The sequence below is a fragment of the Lapidilactobacillus luobeiensis genome (assembly GCF_024345205.1).
GTDB classification, from domain to species: Bacteria; Bacillota; Bacilli; order Lactobacillales; family Lactobacillaceae; genus Lapidilactobacillus; species Lapidilactobacillus luobeiensis.
Map to the genome: position 1 here is coordinate 1 of NZ_BROC01000059.1, position 1,307 is coordinate 1,307.

General features: G+C 38.3%; 1 protein-coding gene and 3 tRNA genes. 1 reads left to right on the forward strand and 3 read right to left on the reverse strand.

Annotated elements, in window-relative coordinates:
• Positions 1-585: 585 nt before the first annotated feature.
• A complete protein-coding gene (locus OCU21_RS11225) occupies positions 586-795 on the forward strand; it encodes a hypothetical protein (protein WP_261807486.1) in 210 nt (69 codons plus the stop codon).
• A gap of 214 nt (positions 796-1,009) precedes the next feature.
• On the opposite strand, the gene OCU21_RS11230 is transcribed toward OCU21_RS11225, so the two are convergent.
• The 3 genes from OCU21_RS11230 to OCU21_RS11240 form a co-directional block, all read right to left on the reverse strand.
• Positions 1,010-1,082: transfer RNA gene (locus OCU21_RS11230), tRNA-Thr, on the reverse strand.
• Positions 1,083-1,087: 5 nt separating this feature from the next.
• Positions 1,088-1,159, reverse strand: a tRNA-Glu gene (locus tag OCU21_RS11235).
• Between the two features lie 72 nt (positions 1,160-1,231).
• Positions 1,232-1,304 (reverse strand) — tRNA-Asn (locus tag OCU21_RS11240).
• Positions 1,305-1,307 lie beyond the last annotated feature (3 nt).

The following is a 1,307-nucleotide window of genomic DNA, read 5'->3' on the forward strand; positions in this document are numbered from 1 at the left end:
GGTCTTCTTTTGTCAACTTTATCTTTAAATAATTTATTCTTTGACATTGACCTCCCGAGTAAAACTTTACACTAAGGAAGTAAGGTATATGTCACAGCTGTTTTGAAATGCCTTCGTTATATTTCAAAACCGTCCGTGACAAAGAAGCACAAGAACAGAAAGAGTCGCGAAGGAAAGCTACCGCACGTGAAAAGCGGATAAAAACTTAGCAGAAGAAACGTGACTTACAGTTTGCGAAGGATAATAAAGATGTTAGAATTCATTTGAGTAAACGGCTTGATATCAAGTCGAGAACATAAGTGTTTGGAGAGAAATTTCAGTGCAAACCATCAAATAATTTCATTGGTAACCGATGGCGATCGATTTCTAAATAGCGTTTTGATGAGTTATCTGTTTATGCGAAGAAAAGCGGAAGCAATATCCTTCGCAGTTCAGCGGAAATTGAAAAGCACTTAAATAAATATAATGCTACTGCATCTATTGTTGGAAACAATTGCTCTTTAGAAATCAAGCTACGATTAGTGATCTTTTAGAAGAAATGTATCATTTTGATCCGATTAAATCGAATAAGGAGGTCTAAAAATAATGGACGAAATAGTTGATAAGTGGGATGTTGGTGGTCTATCTTTGCTAACCTTAGATAAGTATACACCATCAGTAACTCTCAAGGATTATAAAAAAGTAGAGATAGGCGGCATTGTTTATCAATCAGAAATTGTTTATGACATGCCCAATACGATTGCAATACCCATGGTTAAGGATGATTTGGTTGGCAAAAATGTTAAATATCTTTAAGTAGTACCCAATCTTAATTGAGTGCTATTTTTGTACGCAAAAATGAAAGGATGAATCGAACGTGCTAAGAAAATACAAAGAAGAAACGAGGGTCAAGTCAGTGCCTTACGGTCTATCTAAACATAGGATTCACTTTAAATTGACCCCCCAAAAAAGAGGTTAAAAGTTGACAATCAACTTTCAATCTCTTTTTATAATCGATAGTAATGCTTAATGCCGGCTGCAGGATTCGAACCTGTGACCCTCGGTTTACGATACCGATGCTCTACCAACTGAGCTAAGCCGGCGCTCATGACCCCTACGGGATTTGAACCCATGTTACCGCCGTGAAAGGGCGGTGTCTTAACCACTTGACCAAGGGGCCATTGAACTTCACTGAAATCCGAAATACTTTAAATAAAAAAGCGATCTGGCCTTCAGCCAGACCGTTTCCTTACTCCGGTTGTCAGACTCGAACTGACGACATCTTGATTAACAGTCAAGCGCTCTACCAACTGAGCTAAACCGGAATC